Genomic DNA, 5,222 nt, shown 5'->3' on the forward strand with positions numbered 1-5,222 from the left:
ACCTCTGGGCGAATCCGCCAAACTAACAGAAGGTCGCTACATATATACAGATAGAAAGCCAAGGGGTGAGCTTGGCTTTCTATACTTTTGTATTAAGTGGTAGTTGGCATTTTCTCTTCTGCTGCTGTTTGATACCCTTGATACCCGTACTTCTTCGCCAACTCGCCCAGGCTGCCCTTGGATTTCTTTGACTTCTTCCAGCCCAAAGGCTTATAATACCAGACTTTCCTTTCACTGTGCCACTGCAAGCCTGCCGCTTTCAAGGCTTCCCGGTTTGGCTTGGTATCGCCCGATACCCATATCCAATAGCCAATCAGGGCTATTTCTAAAGAACGCAATTTTAGCAGCTCCAGCAGTTTTTCCATCAATTCAGTTTCCACATCTCCCTTGTAGGTGTAGGTTTTCTGCTCACCGTCTGGGGTCGTGTGGCTAGCTTGTCCTTCGCATCGCTTCAGGGCTTCATGGTACTGGCGGTTAATCTCTTTCATGATGTCTTCATCACCGCCCCGGTCGGGATGATTTTCAAGGGCTAGGTTTCGGTACAGGGTTTTGATTGCCTCAACGGTGTTCGCTTGTGCAAAGTATTGAGTGGTCATTCATTTTACTCCTCTAAGGTTCAGGTCGTTCCTGAACCTCTGCCCCTCTGGCGAAGAGTGGGGGTAGCAAGGGCAAGCCCTGAAAAAGCCGAGGGGTATCACCCAGCCTGCACGGAGCGGAGAAAAACGGAGCGTAGGAAGGTTGGGGAGACGGCTTTTTCACCGCAGGCTTGGGGCTTGACCGCACGAGGGGCAACCGCCCCTTAGTTCTTTGGCTGGCATTCCAAGCGTAATCTGGTACGGTCGCCCTCGTCTGGGTCGTCCGTAATCAAGTCAACAAATTTATCCCATTGTTGGGAGGCGAATTGAGATACCTTTGCTACATAAGGGTTTTGCTTTTTAGCCTTAACCGATAGAGGCACATCTTGAGGAAAAGCGATGTAATAGCTGCGACATAGAATCAGGGGTTTACCGCCAACAATCAGAAAAGCATACAAGCAGGCAACAACAGCGATAAATACCCATGCCTCATCAATTTTAAGGTTAGAATCTTTTATCAATTCTCTTAATTCCCTCATCGTGGTTCCTACTTGTGAAACTGCTTACATTGAGAGTTAAATTTAGCAACGCTGCCTTGCGTGCATTCCAGACGGGTTGTTTTTTGCAGGAGCCAACCTAGCTGCTGGCTGGTGCGCTGCTGTTGTTGCCAAAGCATATATAATCCGCCCATGTTCAGCACCAACAGTCCCACCATGCCCCATTTAATGAGGGTGATGGTTTTGCTGGTGCTGGCTAGTCCGGTCAAGGTATTGCTCGTACTCTCGACGGACGTTAGGACAGGAGAAATCTTCGCCATAAGCTCGTTGAGATTCTGGCTGAGATTCTTTTGCAAGCCCTCTAACTTCTTCTGCAAGTTTCGGCTGTCCTTGGTTGAGGTCTGCGGTTGCTTGTTTCGTTCGTTGAGATGCTGCGTTAATACGGTCAATGTATCCGTGAGCTTTTTCGAGACTTCCGCTAAGTCTGCTGCTGCCTCGGCTTGATTGGCGATCGCCGCTAATGCCTGAAGGTTTGTTGCTGTCCATGCTTGTAAATCGGTAGAGAACTGGTCAAAGGTGCCGCGCCACTCTGCGGGCGCGTCCTGCATCAAAATTTGTAATTGTCCAATCGCCAGACAGATAAGAAATAATGGGTCGTCCCGGTCGGTCATGCCGAGCCTAAGCACCAGGTCTAACGCCCTCGCTCGTTGGTCGGGTGACAGGTCACGTAAGGCGCGGTCTAGCAGGTCGCTATCCTTGCCATTGGTGGCACTCATGACTGTTGCGCTGATGCAAACACGCCAGCGGTATCAAATTGGGCATAAGCCTCGCGGAGGAACTTGCGGATACGGCTTTTTTCTATCAAATCGAAGTTATTCGTATTTGGAGTAATGGCTTCGCCAAAAGTGAGGGATTGAGCATCAAGCCGATTCTTGGCGATTGACCCCGTTAATTTGGGAAAATCAAGCGTCACCGCTTCATATTTCTCAATAAGTTTTTGTAAGGTTTTATCGGTGTTCAGGGCTTCAAAATCATCGGCTCTGCCATAATTTTTGCAGATAACGTACTTCACTTTGTCTTGAAAATATTCGAGCGTTTTTTTTAAAATTTGTAAACTGTCATAACCACCGTCGGTGATATGCCAAAGCTGAAATTTCACGCCTGCTTCCTGACTGATTTCAAACAAATCGTTTTGTTCATACCAATTTTTTAAAGGGATAAACACTTGGGCTGGTAAGTTAATCAAGGTGCGCTGGTTAATTGCTGTATTAAAGATGGCATTAGCGGAATCTTCCAGGCGTTCTGCTTCACTGAAGACCGCTAACTGAAAGCTGGCAACCTTACTGTAGCAACGATAGCAATCTGCATTGCTCCGGTCAGTGTCGAAACAGCTAAATACTAAACGCTTATCTAAATGATATTGAATGGCTGTTTTACAGACCATCGATTTACCGCATCCGCCTTTATCCCCACCAAACAAAATTGCTTCTGCCATTATGTTAAGTTATCCCCTTGGATAATTTGTAAAGGGTCATTTTCTGTTATTTAACTATTTGACAGGTTTTTAATTATTATTTCTTAAAATGAGTCTTGTACCGTATCAAATGCGGCGGAAGTTACAACGCCATGCTTCCAGCAATACGGCACTGCTTATCCCCGTTGTCGGCGGATGGTTTATTTTATCCTTCATGGTGACAAGTTTCGGGGGCTTTGCAGAAGGGGTTTTCCTGCTTCCTGTGCTGGCAGGATTGCATTACTTCTGGGGGCGGCAGGTACTTGGATATATCTTCGGATATGTTCGCAATAAAGCTGTCGATCTGGATACTTTCTTTAGCCTCCATGAGGAGTTCTGGAAAAAGTATATTGGTGGTCTGGCTATCTCCGTATTTCTGTTTATGGCTGGGGGATGGGTGGGGACGCTTCTGTCCCTGATTGGGGCATGGAAAGCTAGGAAAGATTTGATGATTCCTTTGGCAGTGGAATTTGAAGGGGGGACGCGCCCTGTGCCCCATTGGTGGCTGAAAGAGGAATATGATGACTTGCGTCCTGCGAATGATGCGGGGGTTTTTTTTGGCGGGTTATGGCTTCCTACCACTGAGGTCAATACGCATTTTCTGCTGGCAGGGACAAACGGCAGCGGCAAAACCAATCTGCTCCGCCTATATATGCAGTCCACCTTGCCGCGCTGTGGCACACAGGACAGGGCTTTAGTCTATGATGCCAAATCTGAATTTATACCCCTCCTGGCAGGGATGGGGGTTCGGGATTCCCTGATTAAAGTCCTGAATCCGTTTGATGCGCGGGGCTATGCCTGGGACATGGCGGAAGACCTGACCAGGGGGCGGGATGCCGTTGCCCTTGCCAGTATCCTCTTGCCAGAGAAAGCCAATAGCGGCGGTAACAATGAGTTTTTTGACAAAGCGGCGCGGCGTATCCTGTCTGGGGTGACACGCCTGTTTATGCGCTATGCGCCGGGGCTGTGGACATTACGGGATGTGGTGCTGGCTGCTCAATCTTTTGAACTGGTCACAGCATTATTGACCCAGGATAAGCAGCTACGGCGCAACCTGTCTGTTTTGGGGGCGGGTGATACCGTTGGTAACGTCATGGCAAGCGTTGGCGCGGTAATTGGTGATGAGTTGGAGACGATCGCGGCGCACCTGGATTTTCATCAGCAGGAGGGGCGAAGATTCACCTTAAAAGAGTGGTTTGACCAAAATTATATTCTGATGCTGGGCTGTGATAGGGAAAGTGAAGCAACCCTTCGCCCCTACAACCAACTAATTTTTACCCGGATGGCGCAAATGCTGGCTAGTCCGTCCAACACAGGGGGTAATACGTTTATCATCCTTGATGAGTTACCGAGCCTGGGCAAGCTGGACAAGATTGAAGAGGTTGCCCGCATTGGGCGCAGTTACGGCGGTAGCCTGTGTATTGCCTTCCAAGCCTACACTGACCTTGAACATATCTATGGGGAGAAGATAGCCAACAGTCTCATCGGACAATGCGACAAAGCGGCGTATCTCCGCGCCCGTGACCGGAAAACAGCGGATTGGGCGAGTAACCAGATTGGACACATGAAAAAAACCTGGCGGTCGGAAACCGTCGGAACAGGAACAAGTCAAGGGCGGTTGATGCCGCTATCCGGCACGGTCAGCCAAAACCAGTCTTTCAGTGAGCAACGGGAAAGTGATCCTGTGGTCAGGCCGGAAGATGTGATGAACATCCCTAAACCTGACAAACGGGCGGGAACAGGGGTTAAAGGCTTCTTCCGGTGTGACCAGTATGTTTTTGACCATGAAGTTAGCTCTGCCTACTTATCCCACAATATGCAGCAGGCGGCATCATCAGTCGATGGCTATCTACCCGTGTATGAAGGCATCGAAGATTGTCGTTTGTGGGATGAAGAGGACATCGAACGGTTGGGAATTGGTGGGTTTATGGCAGTGTTTGAAGAAAAGGATATGAAAGCCCTGCCGATTGAGGATTGGGTACGGCTCAACAATCGTGATGTCGGGCTGCCTGATATGGATTTACCCTCTGAAAATGAGGGTTCTACGCAAGGCGAAATCTGACGCTTTCGCGCTTCATTTTTAAAGTCTTTATTGGTAAAAAACCATGCAAGTTGCAGGAATTATTGTCAATCTCTTCCTTCCTGGGGTAGGAACCCTTATCGTTGGTAAAATTGGTCAAGGTATCGCGCAAATTATTCTTATAATCCTTGCGATTATTCTTAACCTGACCGTTGTACTCGCCATTATCGGCGTTCCCCTGGCAATAGGGGTATGGGTATGGGGCATCGTAAGCGCAGCAACCCCCAAAATTGAAAAGCAACGCTATCGGGAATAACTTTGTCATTATCAACAGGAAAACTATGAATACTTTACAAGTGATATGGCGTAAATATCTGGTGTCATTCTGTGTCATTCTGGGCTTGCTGACCACAAGTAGTATTGTGGTTTTCCAGCATCCGCTTTTCTGGGAAGGAGTGACACTGTTGCAAGATTCGGACAAGAGAATTTCATTGCTGCAATTCAGCTATTTCCCTACCCTGTTTATCATGCTGGGAGGGATGCAAGTTATGTTGGCGGGGCTGCTCCTAATAGGGGAATGTCTTTACCTGCTCTTTCATGGTTTTTCCTGTTGATAA

The 5,222-nt window shown here is 48.3% G+C and carries 7 protein-coding genes; 3 read left to right on the forward strand and 4 right to left on the reverse strand.

What is annotated here, in order from left to right; genetic code table 11:
• Window positions 1-92: 92 nt before the first annotated feature.
• The 4 genes from LC574_RS25435 to LC574_RS25450 all read right to left on the reverse strand — a co-directional run bounded on the left by LC574_RS25435 (window position 93) and on the right by LC574_RS25450 (window position 2,567).
• On the reverse strand, window positions 93-596 hold the full coding sequence (locus tag LC574_RS25435) for a hypothetical protein (RefSeq protein WP_229456320.1): 504 nt from the start codon (window positions 594-596) through the stop codon (window positions 93-95).
• A 203-nt stretch (window positions 597-799) separates the two neighbouring features.
• Complete coding sequence (locus tag LC574_RS25440) at window positions 800-1,114, reverse strand: hypothetical protein (RefSeq protein WP_229456321.1); 315 nt, start codon at window positions 1,112-1,114, stop codon at window positions 800-802.
• Window positions 1,115-1,122: 8 nt separating this feature from the next.
• Window positions 1,123-1,848 (reverse strand): DUF6753 family protein, encoded by a 726-nt coding sequence (locus tag LC574_RS25445; protein WP_229456322.1) that lies wholly within the window; start codon window positions 1,846-1,848, stop codon window positions 1,123-1,125.
• Window positions 1,845-2,567 carry a mobilization protein gene (locus LC574_RS25450; protein ID WP_229456323.1) on the reverse strand — a complete coding sequence of 241 codons (723 nt, stop codon included), beginning with the start codon at window positions 2,565-2,567 and terminating at the stop codon, window positions 1,845-1,847. The genes LC574_RS25445 and LC574_RS25450 overlap by 4 nt, the downstream gene beginning before the upstream one ends.
• An 88-nt stretch (window positions 2,568-2,655) precedes the next feature.
• On the opposite strand from LC574_RS25450, the gene LC574_RS25455 reads away from it, so the two are divergent.
• The 3 genes from LC574_RS25455 to LC574_RS25465 are packed head-to-tail and all read left to right on the forward strand — an operon-like array spanning window position 2,656 to window position 5,219.
• Entirely contained in the window at window positions 2,656-4,647 is a 1,992-nt protein-coding gene (locus LC574_RS25455) for a type IV secretory system conjugative DNA transfer family protein (protein WP_229456324.1), read from the forward strand.
• A 43-nt stretch (window positions 4,648-4,690) separates the two neighbouring features.
• A complete protein-coding gene (locus LC574_RS25460) occupies window positions 4,691-4,921 on the forward strand; it encodes a hypothetical protein (protein ID WP_229456325.1) in 231 nt (76 codons plus the stop codon).
• A 25-nt stretch (window positions 4,922-4,946) separates the two neighbouring features.
• On the forward strand, window positions 4,947-5,219 hold the full coding sequence (locus tag LC574_RS25465; protein ID WP_229456326.1) for a hypothetical protein: 273 nt from the start codon (window positions 4,947-4,949) through the stop codon (window positions 5,217-5,219).
• The last annotated feature ends 3 nt before the right edge of the window (window positions 5,220-5,222 follow it).

It is taken from the genome of Nostoc sp. CHAB 5715 (assembly GCF_020829685.1).
In the GTDB taxonomy this organism is placed as follows: domain Bacteria; phylum Cyanobacteriota; class Cyanobacteriia; order Cyanobacteriales; family Nostocaceae; genus Nostoc.

Coding starts and splice junctions, on each gene's coding strand:
- LC574_RS25435 (WP_229456320.1), bottom strand. CDS start 596: ATGACCACTCAATACTTTGCACAAGCGAACACCGTTGAGGCAATCAAA.
- LC574_RS25440 (WP_229456321.1), bottom strand. CDS start 1,114: ATGAGGGAATTAAGAGAATTGATAAAAGATTCTAACCTTAAAATTGAT.
- LC574_RS25445 (WP_229456322.1), bottom strand. CDS start 1,848: ATGAGTGCCACCAATGGCAAGGATAGCGACCTGCTAGACCGCGCCTTA.
- LC574_RS25450 (WP_229456323.1), bottom strand. CDS start 2,567: ATGGCAGAAGCAATTTTGTTTGGTGGGGATAAAGGCGGATGCGGTAAA.
- LC574_RS25455 (WP_229456324.1), top strand. CDS start 2,656: ATGAGTCTTGTACCGTATCAAATGCGGCGGAAGTTACAACGCCATGCT.
- LC574_RS25460 (WP_229456325.1), top strand. CDS start 4,691: ATGCAAGTTGCAGGAATTATTGTCAATCTCTTCCTTCCTGGGGTAGGA.
- LC574_RS25465 (WP_229456326.1), top strand. CDS start 4,947: ATGAATACTTTACAAGTGATATGGCGTAAATATCTGGTGTCATTCTGT.